Below are 18,995 nucleotides of genomic sequence, written 5' to 3'. Positions count from 1 at the left end.
ATGGATCAGTACCGGCGCGACGGCCTGGTGTTCGAGGTGCGGGACGAGGGGCCGGCCGACGGCCCGGTTGTGGTGCTGCTGCACGGTTTCCCGCAGCGCAACACCAGCTGGGACGCCATCATCGAGCGGCTCACCGCACAGGGCTACCGCTGCCTGGCGCCGAATCAGCGCGGGTATTCGCCGGGCGCGCGGCCCCGGCGGCGGCGCGACTACCGCATCCCGGAGCTGATCGCCGACGTCGGGGCGCTGATCGACGCCAGCGGCGCCGAACGCGTGCATCTCGTGGGTCACGACTGGGGCGCCGCGGTCGCGTGGGGGGTCGCCGCGGAGATGCCCGAGCGGCTCGCCACGGTGGTCCCGGTGTCGGTGCCGCATCCGGCGGCGTTCCTCAAGTCGATTCCGACCAGCCGGCAGGGCCTGGCGTCCTGGTACATGTACTTCTTCCAGCTGCCCTATGTGCCCGAACTGCTGCTGACCCGGCGACGCGGGGCGCTGGCGCTCGGTGCGTTGCGCCGCACGGGCCAGAGCGAGGCTGCCGCCGAACGCGACGTCGCCGCGATGCTCGATCCCGGTGCGCTGACCGCCGGCCTCAACTGGTACCGCGCTATGCCGTTCATGGATCCGCGCGCGACCGGCGGCAAGATCACGGTCCCGACGATGTTCGTGTGGAGTGACCGGGATTCGGCGCTGCTGCCCAAGGGCGCCTACGACACCGCCCGCTACGTCTCCGGCGAGTACCGCTTCGAGATCATGTCCGGCGCGTCGCACTGGCTGCCCGAGGAACGCGCCGACGAACTCGCCGCCCTGCTGCTGGAGTGGTTCGACGCCCACCCGATCACCTGAGCCCGTGGCGGCCCGGTTAGGTTGGGGCGGTGAGCGAATCCAGCAGGCCGACCATCGAATTCCCCGCCCGCATCGGTGTCTGGTGGGCCAGTGAGACCTGGTCGATCACCGACGCGCAGGACGTCGCCCGGGAGATCGAGGCGCTCGGCTACGGCTCGCTGTTCATCCCCGAGGTGACGGGCAAGGAGTGCCTGACCCAGTCGGCGGCGTTCCTGTCCGCCACCGACCGGCTCGTGATCGGCACCGGCATCGCGAACATCCACATCCGGCTGCCCTCGGCTGCGGAGACCGGCGGGCGCACGCTGGGCGCGCTGCACCCGAACCGCTTCGTGCTCGGCCTCGGCGTCAGCCACGCACCGCTCGTCGAGCACGGGATGGGCGGGACGTACTCGAAACCGCTGGCGACGATGCGCGGTTACCTGGAGAAGATGGCGGCGGTGTCGGAGGCGATCGAACCCGGCGCGCCCAGGCCGACCCGGCTGCTCGCCGCGCTCGGCCCCAAGATGATCGAGCTGTCGGGCACCCACGCCGACGGCGCCCACCCCTACCTCGTCACACCCGAGCAGACCCGCACCACGCGGGACATCCTCGGGCCCGACAAGTGGATCGTCTCCGAGCAGGCCGTCGCGATCGGCGGCGACGACGCCGACCAGTTGCGCCGCGCGCATCAGCACCTCGAGGTCTACAGCGGACTGCCGAACTACCGGAACTCGTGGCTGCGTCAGGGATTCGACGAATCCGATCTGGTGCGCGGCGGTTCGGACCGGTTGGCCCGCGGGATCGTCGGCATGGGGTCGGTCGACGCGGCGGCCGCCTCGGTGACCGCGCACCTCGACGCAGGCGCCGACCACGTGGTGCTGCAGGTGCTGGGGGACGACCCGATGGCCGATCCGCGGCCGGCGCTGCGTGAGCTGGCCGCGGCGCTGGGGCTCAACGGGTAAAACCGGTCGGCTGGTTCAATCGCGGATCAGCGGGTGTCGGCCGGGACTACGATCACCCCATTGGGGAGGTCCTGACATGGCTCATCCATCGATCGATCCGACTTTCTACCGCACCGCTGCCGACGCGGCAGCCGCTCCGGGCGAGCGCCTCGCGTACGTGGTGGCCTTCGACCGCGCCGCACACGACCACGATGCGATGACCGTCGTCGACGTGAAGCCGGGCTCCGAACGCTATGGGCGAGTGGTCGGCTGGACCGAGGTCCCCGGCCTCGGCGACGAACTTCATCACTTCGGCTGGAATGCCTGCAGCAGCGCCCTCAAACACGAGGGCCACGACATGCACGGTCTCGAGCGCCGCTACCTCTTGGTGCCGGGTCTGCGATCGTCGCGTGTCCACGTCTTCGACACCCGGCCCGACCCGCGCAACCCGACGCTGGTCAAGACGATCGACGCCAGCACCCTCTCCGAGACGGCGGGCTACTCGCGTCCGCACACCCTGCACTGCGGCCCCGACGGCGTCTTCCTCACCTGCCTGGGCGGCCGCGAGGGCGACGACGACGGCCCGGGTGGGATCGCTCTGCTCGACCACGCGACATTCGACGTGCTGCGGGCGTGGGAGACCGACCGCGGACCGCAGCACTTCCACTACGACGCCTGGTGGCATCTCAATCAGAACGTGCTGATCTCGAGCGAGTGGGGCAGCCCCTCGATGATCGAGAACGGCATCGTGCCGGAATTGTTGCTCGGCCAGAAGTACGGCCACGCCATCCACTTCTGGGACCTCGCCAAGGGTGAACACAGGCAGCGCCTCGACCTGGGCGCCCAGCACCAGATGGTGTTGGAGGTGCGCCCGTCGCACGATCCCGAGGCGACCTGGGGCTTCGTCGGCGTGGTCATATCGACCGACGATTTGTCCGGCTCGGTCTGGCGCTGGTTCCGCGACGGGGACGAGTGGAAGGCCGAGAAGGTCATCACCGTGCCCGCCGAGCCCGCCGACCCCGACCTCCTGCCACCCGCGCTCAAGCCGTTCGCCGCGGTGCCACCGCTCATCAGCGACATCGACCTGTCGGTCGACGACCGGTTCCTGTACGTATCATGCTGGGGCACCGGGGAATTGAAACAGTTCGACGTGTCGGACCCCGCGAACCCGAAGCAGGTGGGTTCGGTGCGGCTCGGCGGCATCGTCGACCGCGCACCGCACCCGGCGATGCCCGATACGCCGCTGGCCGGCGGACCGCAGATGGTCGAAGTCAGTCGCGACGGGAAGCGGGTGTACTTCACCAACTCGCTGTACGGGGCGTGGGACGACCAGTTCTACCCCGACGGTGTGGGCGCGTGGATGGTCAAACTCGACGCGGATCCCGACGGCGGGATGAGTATCGACGAGAGCTTCTTCCCGCACGGCGAGGAATTCCGCGGCCTGCGGGTGCATCAGATCCGGCTGCAGGGTGGCGACGCTTCGTCGGACTCATACTGCTACCGCTGACGCGGCGCCCCCGACAGCGCCGCCTTCACGTCGCGGGTCAACGCGTCGCCGAGGATCTCGTTCTCACCGGCGAACAGACCGTCGAGCGCGAGTTCCGCTATGGCACCCGGGTGGGACTTCTGGTCGGCGGGGATGTAGCTGACCATATCGGTGTCCATGTAGCCGACGTGCAGTGCGGCGACGTGAATTCCCTTTGGCGCCAACTCTGTTCGCACCGCGTCGGTCAGCGCCCAGGCCGCGGCCTTCGCGGCCGAGTAGGCACCGCTGGTCGGCGGATGGAACCACGACAACACCGACAGCACGTTGAGGACGGCCCCTCCGCCGTTACGTTCGATGATCGGGGCGAACGCCCGGAGCACCTGCAGCGTGCCGAAGTAGTGCGTCTCCATCTCCAGCCGGATGTCGTCGAGTGATCCGTCGAGCAGAGTGGATTGCGTCGAGACGCCGGCGTTGTTGATGACGACGTTGACATCGGCTGCGAACTCCGCAGCGCGCCTGATGGATTCGGGATCGGTGATGTCGAGTTGCACCGGTATCGCGCCGGGCAGGTCGACGGTCTCGGGTTTACGGGCGCCCGCGTAGACCTTGGCGCCCCGGGCGATGAGTTGTTCGGCGAAGTGCCGACCCAGTCCGCGATTTGCCCCGCTCACCAGGGCTACGACGTTTTCGGTGTTCATGGCGCCTCCTCCAGTTCGGACTTCCGGGGGAACGCCGATCGCGCTGACGACATTCCCCGTGGCACCATCACAGGCGAGGAGCATCGATGACATCACCACTGAGCGCCCTGGGCGTCCGACTTCCGGTTATCGCCGCACCGATGGCGGGCGGTGCCACCACCACCGACATGGTGGTCGCCGCCGCCCGGGCCGGCAGCCTGGGACTGCTCGCGGCAGGGTACAAGACTCCCGACGCCCTGCAGGCCGAGATCGCGACGGTGCGCGCCGCGTCGATCCCGTTCGGCGTCAACGTCTTCGCGCCGAACCCGGTCCCCATTGACATCGCGGCCTACCGCCGCTACGCAGCGCTCATCCAGCCCGAGGCCGACCGGTTCGGGCTCACCCTGCCCCCGGATCCGATCGATGACGACGACGCGTTCGGCGCGAAGGTCGATCTGCTGCGCGCCGACCCGGTGCCGATCGTGAGCTTCACCTTCGGGCTCCCGGCGAGCGACGTCATTCGCGCTCTGCAGAAGGCGGGCACGACCGTGGTGCAGACCGTCACCTCACCGCAGGAGGCCGAGGCGGCCGCCGCTGCGGGCGTCGACATGCTCGCCGTGCAGGCGTCGGTCGCCGGCGGCCACTCCGGCACCTTCACCCCCGACCGGATGGATGCGCCGGTCGTGCTGACAGAGCTGGTGCGGGCGGTGGTCACCCGGGTCGGCCTGCCCGTCATCGCGGCCGGGGGACTGGCCACCCCCGCCGACGTGACCGCGGTCCTGCATGCCGGGGCCGCCGCCGCGGCGGTCGGCACGGTGCTGCTGCGGGCCGACGAGAGCGGCGCCTCGGCGACTCACAGGGCGGCGCTGGCCGATCCGACGCGCACCGAGACCGTCATCACCCGCGCGTTCACCGGGCGCCCGGCGCGCGGCCTGCGTAACCGGTTCATCGACCGGTTCGAGGCGGACGCGCCGCTGGGGTATCCCGCCGTCCACCACCTGACGAGTCCGCTGCGCAAGGCGGCGGCGGCCGGCGGCGACGCCGACCTGGTCCACCTGTGGGCCGGCACCGGCTACCGCCACGCCGCCGAGAAGCCGACGGCGACGATCCTGACCGAGCTGGCCAGCTAGGCCGGCTCGATCGGCGGCGCGGCGATCCCGGCGCGCTTGGCGGCCTTGCGGCGCTTGTACCACTCGAGCAGCATCGGGGCGACGGAGACGATCACGATCGCGATGACGATCGGCTCGAGGAGTTTCTGCACCATCTCGAACCTGCCGAGCCAGTAGCCGAGCAGCGTCAGCCCCACCCCCCAGACCACCGCGCCGAGGATGTTGAACAGCGCGAACACCGGGTAGCTCATCCGGGCGGCGCCCGCGGTCAGCGGCGCCAGCGTGCGGACGATGGGCACGAACCGCGCGATGACGATCGCGAACGGTCCGCGTTCCTCGAAGAACAGGTGCGCCTCCTCGAGGTAGCGCTGTTTGAGGATGCGGGCGTTCGGTTTGAACATCGCGGTGCCGACACTGCGGCCGATCCAGTACCCGACCTGCCCGCCCAGGATCGCCGCGATGGGGATGAACACCAGCAACTGCCACAGGTGGAAGTTGATCGGCTCACCGCCGCTCTCGGCCACGGCCGCCGTCCCTGCGGCCAACATGCCCGCCACGAACAGCAGCGAGTCACCGGGCAGGACGGGGAACAGCACGCCGGATTCGACGAAGATCACGACCAGCAGGCCCACCAGCGCCCAGCCGCCGAAATAGCCGAGCAAAACCAGCGGATCCAGGAAATCGGGCATGAGGGCCAGATGGGTGGTCGTCATGGGTACCCAAGATACCGGCCGAAAATTGCAGCTAGCCGGTGCGCATTCGGGCGGCGGCGCCGTGTTCTCGTCATTAAGGTCCAAAACATGGCCACTCACAAAGCCGTCCACGTAGCCGCCGCGGGAGAACCGTTGACCCTCGCGGACGTCGAAACACCGTCTCCGCCGCCCGGCCACCTGCGCATCGACGTCGCCGCCTGCGGCGTGTGCGGTACCGACCACGGGTTCGTCAACGGTAACTTCCCCGGCCTGAGCTGGCCGATCACGCTCGGTCACGAGATCGCCGGCACCGTCGCCGAGCTGGGCGACGGGGTCGACGAGTTCGCCGTCGGCGACCGGGTGGCCGTCGGCTGGTTCGGCGGCAACTGCAACAAGTGCATCCCGTGCCGCCGGGGTCTGTTCATGCAGTGCGTCAACATGCAGGTGCCGAGTTGGCATTACCCCGGTGGCTACGCCGAATCGGTCGTCGTGCCCGCAAAGGCGCCGGCGCGCATCCCCGACGGGTTGTCGTTCGTCGAGGCGGCGCCGATGGGATGTGCGGGTGTCACCACGTTCAACGGGCTGCGCCAGACCAGGGCCCGCGCCGGCGACCTGGTGGCCGTCCTCGGCATCGGCGGGCTCGGCCACCTCGGGGTGCAGTTCGCGCGGGCGATGGGTTTCGAGACCGTCGCGATCGCCCGCGGGGCCGCCAAGGAGGACGACGCCCGGGCGCTGGGCGCCCACCACTACATCGACTCGACCGCCGGGGACGTCGCCGCGGCGTTGCAGAAGCTGGGCGGCGCCGCCGTGGTGCTCGCGACCGCGGCCAGTTCGGCCGCGATGGGTCAGACGGTCGGCGGGCTGGGCCCGCAGGGGGAGCTGATCGTCGTGGGCGTCACCCCCGAACAGCTGCCGATCAGCCCGCTCGATCTGATCAACTCGGGTCTGTCGGTGACCGGCCACCCGTCGGGCACCGCACGCGACGTCGAGGAGACCATGCACTTCGCGGTGCTCTCCGGCGTGCGCGCGCGGGTCGAGGAGAAGCCGCTCGCCGAGGCCGCCGAGGCCTACGCCGCGATGGACGAGGGCCGGGCCCGCTATCGCATGGTTCTCACCATGTGATCACGCCCCGATAGGGGGATACTTCGTCGTATGCCGATCGCCACACCCGAGGTCTACGCCGAGATGCTCGACCGCGCCAAGAAGCACTCGTTCGCGTTCCCCGCCATCAACTGCACGTCGTCGGAGACCGTCAACGCCGCGATCAAGGGATTCGCCGACGCCGGTAGCGACGGAATCATCCAATTCTCCACCGGTGGAGCGGAATTCGCGTCCGGCCTGGGGGTGAAGGAGATGGTGACCGGCGCCGTCGCGCTGGCCGAGTTCGCGCACGTGATCGCCGAGAAGTACCCGATCACCGTCGCCCTGCACACCGACCACTGTCCGAAGGACAAACTCGACACCTACGTCCGCCCACTGCTGGCCATCTCGGCCGACCGTGTCGCCGCCGGCGGCAACCCCCTGTTCCAGTCGCACATGTGGGACGGGTCGGCCGTGCCGATCGACGAGAACCTGACGATCGCACAGGAGCTGCTCAAACAGGCCGCCGCCGCCAAGATCGTGCTGGAGGTCGAGATCGGCGTGGTCGGCGGCGAAGAGGACGGTGTCGAGGCCGAGATCAACGACAAGCTCTACACCACCTCGGAGGACTTCGAGAAGACCATCGACGCCCTCGGCGCGGGGGAGCACGGCCGGTACCTGCTGGCCGCGACGTTCGGCAACGTGCACGGCGTGTACAAACCCGGCAACGTCAAACTCAAGCCCGAGGTGTTGGCGGAGGGCCAGAAGGTGGCCGCCGCGAAGCTCGGATTGGATTCGGACGCACAGCCTTTCGACTTCGTGTTCCACGGCGGCTCGGGGTCGCTGAAGTCGGAGATCGAGGACTCCCTGCGCTACGGCGTGGTCAAGATGAACGTCGACACCGACACCCAGTACGCGTTCACCCGCCCGATCGCCGCGCACATGTTCACCAACTACGACGGTGTGCTCAAGATCGACGGCGAAGTGGGCAACAAGAAGGTCTACGACCCGCGCAGCTATCTGAAGAAGGCCGAGGCGGGGATGGCCGAGCGTGTCATCGAGGCCTGCCGGGATCTACACAGCGAGGGCCGCTCGGTCACCGCCGATTAGGGCGACGGCGCCTGGCAGATCTTCCACTGGTCGTCGCGGAACTCCAGGTCGAAGCTGCGGGTCGAGCGGGTCTGCGGCGCATAGGCCATGAAGGCGGTGACGTTGGCCTCCGCGTGGTCGCCGTTGACGACGATCTGGTCGATGCTGGCGACCACCGGGTACTGCTTGGCCGCGGCGACCCGCTTGTGGGTCTCCGCCCAGGCCTTGTCGTCGTAGTTGACGTAACTGTCGCGCTTGGCGCCGCACGTGATGCCCCGCAACGTCGCCAGATCGCCGTTCTGGATGGCGACGTCGAACTGCTCGATTGTCGCGCGGACCTGATCCTCCTGCGATGCGGTCGACCCGGATCCGCGGGTCAACAGGATCGTGCCCAGGATCGCGATCGCCACCAGCGCCGCGATCACCAACACGACGGCCACCACCCAGCCCCAGCTGCGACGGCCCTGCTGCGGCGGTCGCGGCGCATCGCCGCGCGGGGGGATGACCTGCGGGCCCGCGGCCTTCTGCGCGGCGAACGGGTCGGTGCCCGAACCGGGGAGGCCGCCCTCGGAGCGGGGGAACACCTCGGTGGCCGGGTCCGGTGGTGGGTCGATCTTCTGGGTGGACCCGGCGTCGAAGCCCGACGGGGCGGTGAAGCGGCGTTCGCCCTCCGACGGCTCGAACTGGTCCGCCCCCGGTGACGAGGACGCGATCACCTCGGTGGCGGGTTCGTGATCGGCCGTCGGAGACGGCCTGGTGGTGTCGTCGGGGCCGGTCTGGTCGCCGGGGCCACCCGCTGCCGACGGGTCGGTCGGCTCGTCACCCTGTCCGGGCCCTCGTGGGTTCGACATCCCGTTGCGTTCCTCCTCCAACGACGCTACCGATGGAGCTTATCGGCCGATTCGGACCGATGACCGCGCGCCGCGACCGGCACGGCACAATGTTGTCCATGACGCGGATGGGTGACCTTCTCGGACCGGACCCGGTGCTGCTGCCGGGTGACCCCGAAGCGGAAGCGGAACTCGAGGCGAGTGAGAACCCGGCGATCGTGGCGGCGGCCCATCCGTCGGCGTCGGTCGCGTGGGCCGCGCTCGCCGAAGAGGCGCTCGCCGACGACAAGGCCGTCACCGCGTACGCCTACGCCCGCACCGGCTACCACCGGGGCCTGGACCAGCTGCGCCGCAACGGGTGGAAGGGATTCGGCCCGGTGCCCTACCGGCACGAGCCCAACCGCGGCTTCCTGCGCTGTGTGGCCGCGTTGGCCCGCGCGGCGGACACGATCGGCGAGACCGACGAGTACCAGCGCTGCCTCGACCTGCTCGACGACTGCGATCCCTCGGCGCGGGCGGAGTTCGGGCTCAGCTGAGGCCGTCGCGGTCGGGGGAGCGCCGCTACCAGTCGTTGCTCTCGCAGTTGCAGTCGGTTTCACCGGGCGGCTCGACCTGCACCGTCGCATGGTCCAGCCCGCGGGCGGCCAGCACCGCGCGGGCGTCGTCGAGCACGCGGGCCGAATCGCGGGCCGACGTCAGATGCGCGGTCACGACGTCCTTGCCCGGGACCAGCGTCCACACGTGCAGATCGTGCACCTCGGTCACGCCCTCGACCGCGCACAGCGCCGTCTTGAGCTCGTCGACGTCGATGTGGGCCGGCGAGGATTCCGAGAGGATCCGCAGGGCCGCCCGGGCCAGCGAGATCGCCCTCGGCAGCACCCACAGCGCGACGAACACCGCCACCACGACGTCGGCGTACGGCCAGCTTGTCGTCACCGTCACGATGCCCGCGATGAGCACCCCGATGCTGCCGACCGTATCGGCGACGACCTCCATGTAGGCGCCCTTGACCGCGAGGCTCTCCTTGGAGTGCGACCGCAGCAGCAGGACGACCACGGCGTTGGCGGCCAGCCCGGCCAGTGCGACCACGATCATCGGCACACCCGGAACGTCCGGCGCGTCGCCGAGTCGTTCAACCGCCTCGTAGAGGATGAACACCGCCATCGCGAGCAGCAGGACGGCGTTGGCGACCGCGGTGAACACCTCGGCCCGGTGCCAGCCGTAGGTGCGGGCGGGCGAGGCGCTGCCGCGCCGGGCGAGCAGGACGGCGGTCAGCCCCATGAACATCGCGACGAGGTCGGTGAGCATGTGCCCGGCGTCCGCGAGCAGGGCGATCGAGTCGATCCACAGCGCGGTGACCAGTTCGAGGACGAAGAACGCGGTGAGGACGGCGGCGGCGATGAGCATCCTGCTGACACGGGTGTCGGTCCCGTGCTGATGATCGTGACCGGCGCCCATGCCAGCAATCTATGCGTGAAGTCGCATATATCGCAAGAGGCCCCGCCGCCCGCGCACTACAGCCAGGCAGACCAGAAGCGGGTCAGCTGACCGCCGATCGACATCAGCGCGCTCGGCACCCCGGACAGTTCGGCGAGCCAGTACACGGCGCCGAAGAACCACTGGTTGAGCGCGGGGGCGAGCAGCAGGATCAGCAGGATGAAGAAACCCCACTGCTTGACGGGCACCAGGGCGCGCTGGGTGTCCGGGCTCAGGTGCGGCTCCAACGCGCCGTAGCCGTCCAGACCCGGGACCGGCAGCATGTTCAGGACGAACGCCGTGACCTGCAGGAACCCGAGGAATGCCAGCCCGGCCCAGAACACACCGTGCGCCGGGTCGTACAGCAGCCGCGTCGACCCCAGCAACAGGACCGCCAGCACGAGGTTCGCACTCGGGCCGGCGAGGCTCACCAGCGTCTTCTGGCGCGCGGTCATCCACGATGTCCGCAGGTAGACCGCCCCGCCCGGCAGCCCGATCCCGCCGAGCGCGATGAACAACACCGGCAGCCCGAGCGAGAGCATCGGGTGGGAGTACTTCAACGGATTCAGGGTCAGGTATCCGCGGATCTCGACGTCGCGGTCGCCGAACCGGAACGCGGTGTAGGCATGCCCGAACTCGTGCAGCGACAGCGACACCAGCCAGCCCGCGATCACCAGGACGAACACCCCGGCATACGCCAGCGGCGCGACGGTGTCCGCCGCCATCCATGCCAGGGCGCCGCCGGCGACGGTGATCGCCACCACGGCGAGGAAGACGGGGCTCGGCCGCACCGACTGGCGCAGCGGGCGGATGCTCACGATTCGACGTTACCGGCCGCTCCGGCAGCGCTCAGCCGGCCGAGCGGACCTCCGGCGACTCACGCGTGGACAGCACCGCCGCCACTTCGTCGCGGGCCTCCTCGATATGGGCGGCCATCGCCGCCGCCGCGCCGTCGGGGTCCGCGTTGCGGATGGCCTCGATCACCGCGGCGTGGCCGCGGATCGAGGATTCGTAGATGACGGCGAAGTCCTGGCGGTCCAGCCGGGAGAAGGCCGCGGCGCGGGCATCCTCGATCACCTGGCTGAGCATGCTGTTTCCGCTCAACCGGGCGACCGCCAGGTGGAACTCGGAGTCGGCGCGCCGGAAGGTGTGCACGTCGGAGCTGGCCCGCAACGCCTCCTGGCAGGAGTCCAGCCACCGCAGGCCCTCCGGCCGGCCCCGCCGGGCCGCGAGGCGGGCGGCCATCGACTCGACGGCCAGCCGCAACTCGAAGACCTCGTCGAGTCGGCGGCCGTAGTCCACGCCGTCCGGATCGTCCCCGAGGCGGGCGACCGTGGGCGCCACCACCGTGCCGCCGTTGCCCCGTTTGGTGATCAGCAGCCGTTCACCCTGCAAGACCCGCAGCGCCTCGCGCACCGTGACCCTCGAGACGCCGAGCCCTTCGGCCAGCGCCCGCTCGGACGGCAACCGGTCGCCGGGCAGCAACACCCCGAGCGCGACCGCGCGCCGGACCCGCTCGACGACGGCGGCATACGCCGGTGGGGCGTCGAGAGGTCGCAGCAGGAAATCGTCGGGCATCTTTTGCAGCGTAACCGGGCGCGGTCCCGAAGTCTGGTGGTATGAAACTAAGACCATGAATTCGGAAGTAACGCCACTGATCGGTGTCTGCGGGTTAAGCGTCGCCGCGCGCTGGGGTCTGTGGGACCAGCCGGCCGTCCTCGTCGCCCAGACCTACCTGGAGGCAATCCACCGCGCGGGCGGCCAACCGCTGATCCTGCCTCCGTCCGCACACGCCGACACCGACCTGCTGCTCCACACCGTCGACGCGATCGTCCTCGCCGGCGACGGCGACATCGAGGCGCAGCGCGACGATTTCGAACTCGACATCGCGGCCGCCGCCCTGTCCGAAGCGGTGCCGGTGCTCGGTGTCTGCCGCGGACTGCAGGCGCTCAACGTCGCGGCCGGTGGCACCGTTCGCCGACGGTTCGGACACCACCACACCGCCGAGACGACGTCGCACACCGTCGACGTGGCCGTCGACAGCCTGCTCGGCGAGGCCGGGTACGCCGGCGTCCGCGAGGTGAACTCACGCCACCGCCAGGGACTGGCGACGGTCGGCGACGGCGGCAAGGTGACGGCCGCATCGGTACCCGACGGCGCGATCGAAGCCGTCGAGTGGCCGGACCATCCGTTCGCCCTCGGCGTGCACTGGCATCCGGAGGACCCGCTCATGCACGAACTGTTCCGCGCGTTGATCTCGGCCGCAACGGCGCCGCTGTTCAACACCTCGACGCTGCCGGTGCAACCGTGATCCAGACACCATCCCTCTCGACCACATTTGTTGGAGTGCAGTGACAATCGACAACATCTCGACCATCGCGCCGTTCGGCAACCACCTGCCGGTGCGCATCACCTTCGGCGAGGGCAGCGCTCACCGCCTGCCCGACCTGCTCCGCGACGCGGGTGCGCAGCGCGTGCTGGTGCTGACCGATCAGGGCATCGAGCACCACAACCCGGCGGTCGCGGCTGTCCTGACGACCCTGTCCACCTCGGGCCTGACGGTCAGCCGACTGGACAAGGCCCCCGGTGAACCCACGATCGAGATGGTCGACGCCGCCACCGCGAGTATGACCTCCGAATCGGTCGACGCGATCGTCGCCCTCGGCGGCGGCTCGGTGATCGACACCGCCAAGGCCGCCCGGTTGTGCCACCAGCAGGGCCTGACCTTCGGCGAGTTCCTCGACTCCGCGCGCACCTATCCGGCTCCCGCGGTCCCGCTGATCGCCGTGCCGACCACGGCGGGTACCGGATCGGAGGTGTCCGGCGGTGCGGTGGTGTCCGATCCCCAGGCCGGGCGCAAGGCCGGCATCGCCCACCCGAACATGCGGGCCCAGTACGCCGTGGTCGATCCCGTGCTGACGTGGAGCATGCCGCCGGTGATGACCGCCAACACCGGTATCGACGCGCTCGCACAGGCGATGGCCGCGGTCATCGCCAAGGTGCGCACCCCGGTCGGGGATGCCATCGCCCTGGAAGCCGTACGCCTGATGGGCCATTCGCTGCCCGCCGCCTACCGCGACGGCGCCGATGCCGCCGCCCGTGCCGATATGGCCTGCGGCAGCATGATGGCCGGGCTGGCGATGAACATCTCCGACTGCGCGGCCGAACACTCGCTGGGGCAGGCCATCGGCGGCCTCACCGGCGCCCCGCACGGCCTGACCATCGGCCTGGTGTTGGCCGAGACGCTGGAACGGGAGCGCCACCACGTGCCCGACCGGATGGAGCGCATCGCCGACGCGTGGGGACTGCCCGCCGACGGGACCGCGGACGGTAGCCGACTGGTCGGTGCGGTCCGCCGACTCCTGAGTGATCTGCAGTTCCCGGTGCTGAGTGATCTCGGCCTCGGCGCCGAGCATCTGGACCGCCTCACCGACCTGGCCCTGTCGGACTACTTCATCACGATGGCCCCGCAACCGTGGGACCGCGCCGAGGTGCACCAGGCGTTCGCCCGCGCGCTGGCCACCCGTGACCGCGGCCTCGTCACGGCCGCAGGTTAGGAAAACCATGTCCGCCCAGCAGGATTCGCCCGACCGGTTCGACGTCGTGATCGTCGGTGCCGGTTTCGCCGGCCTGTACATGCTGCACCGCGTCCGCGCGCTGGGGCTCACCGCGCGGATCGTCGAACGGGGTGAGGACGTGGGCGGCACCTGGTACTGGAACCGCTATCCCGGCGCACGCTGCGACATCGAGAGCATCGACTACGCGTACTCCTTCGACGAGACCCTGACCCGTGAGTGGCGGTGGACCGAGCGGTACGCCGCGCAACCCGAGATCCTGTCCTACATCGGCCATGTCGCCGACCGCTTCGACCTGCGCGACGACATCACGTTCGGCACCACGGTGCGGCGCGCCGACTGGGACGACGACACGGCACAGTGGACGCTGGTCTGCGATACCGGCCAGGTACTGCGGGCGACGTTCTGCGTGATGGCGACAGGCTGCCTGTCCGTGGCCAAACAGCCGGAATTCCCGGGCCTTTCACAGTTTCGCGGACGGTGGTACCACACCGGGCGGTGGCCCCACGACCCCGTGGACTTCACCGGCAGGCGGGTCGCGGTGATCGGCACCGGATCCTCGGGTATCCAGGCCATTCCGCGCATCGCCGAGGCGGCCGAACAGCTCTTCGTGCTGCAGCGCACCCCGAACTACAGCATGCCGGCACAGAACCGGCCGCTCGCGGCCGATGAATTCGATTCGGCCATCGCCGATTTCGCCACCCGCCGCCGCATCTGTCAGCGCAGCGACGCCGGGGTCCCGCATCCGCCGCCGACCCAGGGCACCTTCGACGTCACCGCAGAGGAGCGCGAACGGCGCTACGAGGAGGGCTGGCAACGCGGCGGGATCAACGCGCTGTCGGCCGCGTTCACCGATTTCTTCACCGACGAAGACGCGAACCGGATGGCTCAGGAGTTCGCGCGCAACAAGATCCGCAGCATCGTCGAGGACGCCCAGACCGCCGAACTCCTCTGCCCCCAACACCACATCGGCACCAAACGCACGTGTGTGGACACCGGCTACTTCCAGACCTACAACCGCGACAACGTCGAGCTGGTCAACAGCCGCGCAGAACCGATCGACCAGATCACCGCCACCGGGATCCGGCTCGTCGGCGGACGCCACCTCGACGTCGACACGCTCGTGTTCGCGATCGGCTTCGATGCGATCACCGGGGCGCTGACCGACATCGACATCCGCGGCACCGGCGGCGCGGCACTGCGCGACGAATGGGACGACGGCCCACGGACCCTGCTCGGCCTGCAGACGGCCGGATTCCCGAACCTGTTCATGGTCACCGGGCCCGGAAGCCCGTCGGTGCTGAGCAACATGCTGGTGTCGATCGAACAGCACGTCGACTGGATCGCCGACTGCCTGCTGCACCTGCGCAAACTCGGCCACGACCGCATCGAGGCCACCCGCGACGCGCAGGACCGGTGGATGGAGCACATCGGCGAGCTGGCCGCCGAAACCCTCTACCCACAGGCGAACTCGTGGTACCTGGGCGCCAACATTCCCGGGAAGGCGCGCACCTTCATGCCCTACGTCGCCGGATGCGGTGAGTACCGGCGCGAGTGCGACGAGGTCGTCGCGTCGGGCTACTCGGGTTTCCTGCTCGGGCGACCCAGTCCGGTCCGCGAGGGGACGAGCGCATGATCGACGCACGCACCGCCCCCACCGCCTCGGAGGTCCTCGCCCGACTGCACGCTGAGGACATCGCGACGGTGATCCTCGGCGGCACCGACACCCACGGGGTGATGCGCGGCAAGCGGGTCCCGATCAGCCAGCTGCCCCGGATGCTCGAGCACGGGATGCCGATGTGCGACGTGTTCTGGGTGATGCACGTCGACGAATCCGACCTCGTCGCACGCCCCGACGGATACCGCGGATACTTCCCCACCGAACGGCAGGGCTACCCCGACATCCTGGCCGTCCCCGACCTGACCACCCTGCGGATCGTGCCCTGGCACGACGACACCGCGCTGTTGCTGTGTGACTGGGAGCTGCCGGCCGACCACCGGCCGGTGCCCATCGCGCCGCGGTCGGTGCTGCGCCGCGTCGTCGAACGTGCCGACGCGATGGGCTACCAGCCGCTGAGCGCGCTGGAGTTGGAGTTCTATCTGCTGCGCGAGAAGGCGGGCACCACGCACCGCAAACGGGCCGACGAACTCGTCCCGCTGCAGGAGGCGCCCAGCACCTACGGCGTGGTGATGGGTTCGCTGCAGGAGGACATCGGAGCGCTGATCCGGCGCCACATGCTCGACTACGGCCTGCCCGTCGAGGCCTGCAACCCCGAGACGGGTCCCGGGCAGTTCGAGATCACGCTGCGGTACGGCAACAGCCTGAAGTCCGCCGACGACGCCTTCCTGTTCAAATCGGCGGTCAAGGAGGTCGCCGCCCAGAACGACCTGCTCGCGACGTTCATGGCGAAACCCGTGACCGACTGGGCGGGTAACAGCTGCCACGTGCACCTGAGCCTGCGCGACATCGCCGGGGGCGGGGTCTTCTTCGACCAGGACGCCCCCGATCAGCTCTCCACCGCGCTGCGCCACTTCGCCGGCGGAATCCTGCACACCATGCGGGAATTCACCGCGCTGATGGCGCCGACACCGAACTCCTACCGCCGCTTCGTGCCGTACTCGTGGGCCGGCACCACCGCCACCTGGGGTGTCGACAACCGTTCGGTCGGCTTGCGCGTCATTCGCGAAGGCGACCACGGCACCCGCGTCGAGCACCGTCAGCCCGGTGGTGACGCCAACCCGTATCTGGCCACCGCCGCCGCCCTCGCGGGCGGACTGCACGGACTGCTCAACGAGATCGAACCCCGCGAACTGTCCACGACCGACATCTACAGCCAGCCGAGCGAGGATCTGCCGGTCCTGCCTGCCACCCTCGCCGAGGCGGTGGACCTGCTCGCGGACAGCGCGGCGGCACGAGAGTGGTTCGGGGACGACTTCGTCGACCATTACGTGCTGATGAAGCGCGCAGAGATCGCGGCCCAGTCGGTGGCGGTCACCGACTGGGAGGTCGCCCGGTACCTCGAGGCGATGTAACCGGTAACCCAGAAGGGAACTCCCGTGGCCGATTCCAGCGAGACACGCAGTTACGGCGACGTCGGATCCGCGCCGCACGGCGAGCTCACCCCGGAGCAGGAACGGGGTCTGCGCCGCGGCGCGATCAACTGGAGACAGGTGGCCGTCCTCTCGGTCGCCGGCTGCGGGCCCGCGTCGGTCATCGCGCTCAACCTGCAGTTCATGGGCCAGTTCGCCGGTGCCGCACTGGTTCTGGCATTCGTCCTGGTGTGGCCGGGAATCCTGTTGCTGGTCAACACGTTCGCGGAGTTCTCCAAGAGACTGCCGACCTCCGGCGGGCTCTACACATGGAACTCCAAGGCGTGGGGGCCCAATGTCGGGTTCGTCTACGGCTGGACGTTCATCGGCGCGTACCTGGTGTTCTCCGCCGCCGGGTTCGCGGTGTTCGGCGGATGGGTGCAGGAATGGCTGCAGACCCAGTTCGGCATCTCGGTGCCGTGGTGGTTGTTCACCTTCGCGGCGCTGGCCTACGTATGCGTGCTGGCCTACCTGGGAATCACCCAATCCCTGCATGCCGCACTGGGATTGCTGGCATTCGAGATCATCGTGCTGCTGGCCCTGGCGGCGTGGATCTTCATCACCGGGCCGCAGTCCGGCAGCGGATTCGGGGTCGCGCCGTTCCAGGTGTCCTCGGCCGGGGCGCTCGCCCTCGGCGGTGTCGGGTTGGCGATGACGTACGGCGTGCTGTCACACGTGGGCATCGAGGAGGGCGCCACCCTGGGCCAGGAGGTCAAGGACCCGAAACGCCAGATCCCGCGGGGGCTCTGGGTGGCGGCCGTCGTGGTGCCGGTCTTCTACATCGTCGTCGCCTACGCGATGGTCTACGGCTACGGCATCGACGACATGACGGCGTTCGGCGAGGATCCCGCACCGCTGCAGACGATCGCCCAGACATACTGGGGGCAGGTCGGTCTCACCGTCATCGTGCTGGCCACGCTGAGCAGCATCCTGGCGTTCAGCCAGACGGCGTTCCTGGCGGGCGCCCGCGTGCTCTACACGCTCGGCCGGGAGGGCGTGCTGCCCACCCGCCTCGGCGCGGTGTCGCGGCGGCAGACGCCGGCGGTGGCGATCGCGGTGATGGGTGTGCTGTCGATGCTGCTCGGGGTGCCCCTGGCGTTCCTCGTCGGACCGTTCAACGTGTGGGGCTACTTCGGGTTCCTCATCTCGATCGCCTTCTTGGTGTCCTACATCTTCACCAACATCGGCCTGGTGCGGTACATGCTGCGCATCGGGGAGTTCCACTGGTTCCGGCACGGCGTGCTCGGCGCCCTGGGGTCGCTGGTGTTCCTCTATCCGCTGTACAAGACCGTGTGGCCGCTGCAGACCGGCATCTACGGGGCGCTGCCGTTCGTGTACCTGGCATGGATCGTGCTGGGCATCGGATTGCTGATCTACACGCTGCGCCGGCGTCCCGAGGTGATGTCGCGCATCGGCACCTCGCTGGCCGACGACGACGTCAGCTGACCCGCAGCCAGCCCTCGGTGTGGCGGTAGAACGTCGACCGTTTCACCTCGCGGGTGCCCTCGACGCCGTCGCGGACCACCCGCGCACCCGTCGTCCCCAGTTGCGCGGCGCGGCCGGCCACCCAGCGCTGCGGCCGCCCGCGCCCGGACAGCACCGCTGCCCGCAACCCCGGGATCTCCGCCGTCGGCTCGATACGCACACCCGCCACCTCGCCGGAGAACAGCGTGGTGTCGTCGACCACCGCCTCGCCGAACAGCGCTCCCTCGGTGCCCCGCCACTGCGCCGAACCCACGATCGCGATCCCGGCGTCGTCCCTGATCAACGGCACCCGCCGCGCCGTACCCGACAGCGCGGTGCGCGGGAACAACCCCCGCGCGGCGGCCAGCTCGACACCGAGGCGCTCGGTGCGCATCAACCGGGTCAGCACCGTCGCCAGATCCGCGTCGGAACCGACGACGACCAGCCGCCGCGCTCCCGCCGCGGCCGCATCGACGTCCGGCGCACCGGCCACGTCGACGGTGTCCAGACCGGTCAACCCGCGCGGGGCGCGGTGTCCGCCGAACCGGAGCACGACCATGCCGTCGCCGCGGCCTGCGGCCCTGTCTCTGGCACTCAAGAGCGATCCTCCCGACCTGCTGGGATAGGGTGTGTCACCGGCTGCACCACATCAAAGCGGGAGACT

General features: G+C 69.6%; 19 protein-coding genes. 12 read left to right on the top strand and 7 right to left on the bottom strand.

Annotated elements, in window-relative coordinates:
* From G6N49_RS20845 to G6N49_RS20835, 3 genes are all read left to right on the top strand, one after another.
* Positions 1–843 (top strand): alpha/beta fold hydrolase, encoded by an 843-nt coding sequence (locus tag G6N49_RS20845; protein ID WP_407665048.1) that lies wholly within the window; start codon positions 1–3, stop codon positions 841–843.
* Positions 844–872: 29 nt separating this feature from the next.
* Positions 873–1,784 carry an LLM class F420-dependent oxidoreductase gene (locus tag G6N49_RS20840; protein WP_011557923.1) on the top strand — a complete coding sequence of 304 codons (912 nt, stop codon included), beginning with the start codon at positions 873–875 and terminating at the stop codon, positions 1,782–1,784.
* Positions 1,785–1,860: 76 nt separating this feature from the next.
* The gene (locus tag G6N49_RS20835; RefSeq protein ID WP_083045049.1) at positions 1,861–3,270 is read left to right on the top strand and encodes a selenium-binding protein SBP56-related protein; all 1,410 of its coding nucleotides are present in this window, start codon (positions 1,861–1,863) and stop codon (positions 3,268–3,270) included.
* Here G6N49_RS20835 and G6N49_RS20830 read toward each other — a convergent pair.
* Positions 3,261–3,947, bottom strand: a complete 687-nt coding sequence (locus G6N49_RS20830; RefSeq protein ID WP_064872024.1) for an SDR family oxidoreductase — start codon at positions 3,945–3,947, stop codon at positions 3,261–3,263. The two genes, G6N49_RS20835 and G6N49_RS20830, sit on opposite strands and share 10 nt — an antisense overlap.
* A gap of 86 nt (positions 3,948–4,033) precedes the next feature.
* Between G6N49_RS20830 and G6N49_RS20825 the strand changes: the two genes are divergently transcribed.
* Positions 4,034–5,056, top strand: coding sequence for a nitronate monooxygenase (locus G6N49_RS20825; RefSeq protein WP_064872022.1), 1,023 nt, complete (start codon positions 4,034–4,036; stop codon positions 5,054–5,056).
* Here the strand turns inward: G6N49_RS20825 and G6N49_RS20820 are convergent.
* A complete protein-coding gene (locus tag G6N49_RS20820; protein ID WP_011557927.1) occupies positions 5,053–5,748 on the bottom strand; it encodes a VTT domain-containing protein in 696 nt (231 codons plus the stop codon). The genes G6N49_RS20825 and G6N49_RS20820 overlap by 4 nt on opposite strands.
* 87 nt (positions 5,749–5,835) lie before the next feature.
* Here G6N49_RS20820 and G6N49_RS20815 point away from each other — a divergent pair, with 87 nt between their 5' ends.
* Positions 5,836–6,849 carry an alcohol dehydrogenase catalytic domain-containing protein gene (locus G6N49_RS20815; RefSeq protein WP_083045050.1) on the top strand — a complete coding sequence of 338 codons (1,014 nt, stop codon included), beginning with the start codon at positions 5,836–5,838 and terminating at the stop codon, positions 6,847–6,849.
* A gap of 30 nt (positions 6,850–6,879) precedes the next feature.
* Positions 6,880–7,917, top strand: coding sequence for a class II fructose-bisphosphate aldolase (gene fbaA / locus G6N49_RS20810; RefSeq protein WP_011557929.1), 1,038 nt, complete (start codon positions 6,880–6,882; stop codon positions 7,915–7,917).
* Here fbaA and G6N49_RS20805 read toward each other — a convergent pair.
* Positions 7,914–8,747 (bottom strand): Rv0361 family membrane protein, encoded by an 834-nt coding sequence (locus G6N49_RS20805; protein ID WP_064872053.1) that lies wholly within the window; start codon positions 8,745–8,747, stop codon positions 7,914–7,916. The genes fbaA and G6N49_RS20805 overlap by 4 nt on opposite strands.
* Positions 8,748–8,845: 98 nt before the next feature.
* On the opposite strand from G6N49_RS20805, the gene G6N49_RS20800 reads away from it, so the two are divergent.
* Positions 8,846–9,262, top strand: a complete 417-nt coding sequence (locus G6N49_RS20800) for a DUF3151 domain-containing protein (RefSeq protein WP_041310002.1) — start codon at positions 8,846–8,848, stop codon at positions 9,260–9,262.
* A 25-nt stretch (positions 9,263–9,287) separates the two neighbouring features.
* On the opposite strand, the gene G6N49_RS20795 is transcribed toward G6N49_RS20800, so the two are convergent.
* Genes G6N49_RS20795 through G6N49_RS20785 form a run of 3 tightly spaced genes read right to left on the bottom strand, consistent with a single transcriptional unit; the run spans position 9,288 to position 11,780 of the window.
* Complete coding sequence (locus G6N49_RS20795; RefSeq protein WP_011557932.1) at positions 9,288–10,184, bottom strand: cation diffusion facilitator family transporter; 897 nt, start codon at positions 10,182–10,184, stop codon at positions 9,288–9,290.
* A 56-nt stretch (positions 10,185–10,240) separates the two neighbouring features.
* Positions 10,241–11,020 (bottom strand): site-2 protease family protein, encoded by a 780-nt coding sequence (locus G6N49_RS20790; protein ID WP_011557933.1) that lies wholly within the window; start codon positions 11,018–11,020, stop codon positions 10,241–10,243.
* A gap of 31 nt (positions 11,021–11,051) precedes the next feature.
* A complete protein-coding gene (locus G6N49_RS20785) occupies positions 11,052–11,780 on the bottom strand; it encodes a FadR/GntR family transcriptional regulator (protein WP_011854451.1) in 729 nt (242 codons plus the stop codon).
* 55 nt (positions 11,781–11,835) lie between these two features.
* Here G6N49_RS20785 and G6N49_RS20780 point away from each other — a divergent pair, with 55 nt between their 5' ends.
* From G6N49_RS20780 to G6N49_RS20760, 5 genes are read left to right on the top strand one after another with little or no spacing between them, the layout of a single operon-like run.
* Positions 11,836–12,513 (top strand): gamma-glutamyl-gamma-aminobutyrate hydrolase family protein, encoded by a 678-nt coding sequence (locus tag G6N49_RS20780; protein WP_083045051.1) that lies wholly within the window; start codon positions 11,836–11,838, stop codon positions 12,511–12,513.
* A gap of 40 nt (positions 12,514–12,553) precedes the next feature.
* Positions 12,554–13,759, top strand: a complete 1,206-nt coding sequence (locus G6N49_RS20775) for an iron-containing alcohol dehydrogenase (RefSeq protein ID WP_083045052.1) — start codon at positions 12,554–12,556, stop codon at positions 13,757–13,759.
* Positions 13,760–13,766: 7 nt separating this feature from the next.
* Positions 13,767–15,413: a flavin-containing monooxygenase gene (locus tag G6N49_RS20770; protein WP_011557937.1), complete on the top strand. Its 1,647-nt coding sequence runs from the start codon at positions 13,767–13,769 to the stop codon at positions 15,411–15,413.
* Entirely contained in the window at positions 15,410–16,810 is a 1,401-nt protein-coding gene (locus tag G6N49_RS20765; protein WP_083045053.1) for a glutamine synthetase family protein, read from the top strand. The genes G6N49_RS20770 and G6N49_RS20765 overlap by 4 nt, the downstream gene beginning before the upstream one ends.
* A 24-nt stretch (positions 16,811–16,834) precedes the next feature.
* Complete coding sequence (locus tag G6N49_RS20760; RefSeq protein ID WP_064872015.1) at positions 16,835–18,313, top strand: APC family permease; 1,479 nt, start codon at positions 16,835–16,837, stop codon at positions 18,311–18,313.
* Here the strand turns inward: G6N49_RS20760 and G6N49_RS20755 are convergent.
* Positions 18,306–18,929, bottom strand: coding sequence for a hypothetical protein (locus G6N49_RS20755; protein WP_064872013.1), 624 nt, complete (start codon positions 18,927–18,929; stop codon positions 18,306–18,308). The two genes, G6N49_RS20760 and G6N49_RS20755, sit on opposite strands and share 8 nt — an antisense overlap.
* Between the last annotated feature and the right edge of the window lie 66 nt (positions 18,930–18,995).

Origin of the sequence: Mycolicibacterium monacense, assembly GCF_010731575.1 — a bacterium.
Classification (GTDB): domain Bacteria; phylum Actinomycetota; class Actinomycetes; order Mycobacteriales; family Mycobacteriaceae; genus Mycobacterium; species Mycobacterium monacense.
Note: the sequence above shows the minus strand (reverse complement) of the source record. Positions and strands in the feature narration are given on the sequence as shown.